The 271-nt window shown below is 44.3% G+C and carries 1 protein-coding gene; it reads left to right on the top strand.

Annotation, left to right across the window (positions count from 1 at the left end; genetic code table 11):
• Positions 1–27: 27 nt before the first annotated feature.
• The coding region (locus ACX6CF_RS27090) for a hypothetical protein (protein WP_458788477.1) at positions 28–271 on the top strand (244 nt) is incomplete at its 3' end.

The following is a 271-nucleotide window of genomic DNA, read 5'->3' as shown; positions in this document are numbered from 1 at the left end:
AAGAATGCCTCTGCTGGTGTAATCAGTGTGCGTACTGGCGGACCATCTTATGATATGGAAGGCAAAGTTGAAGCCAGCATTGGCAATTACAACCAACAACTGGTTCGTGGTTACTTTTCAAATGGTATCACTGACAACTTAGCATTCAGTGTCTCTGGCGGTATGAATACCCGAGATGGTTATACCGACAGTATTTCTGGTCTGGGGGAAATTAATGATCGAGATCGTTGGAATCTTCGTGGTCAACTTTTGTTTGAACCAACCGAAGACG

This window comes from Vallitalea sediminicola, from assembly GCF_054408565.1.
Note: the sequence above shows the minus strand (reverse complement) of the source record. Positions and strands in the feature narration are given on the sequence as shown.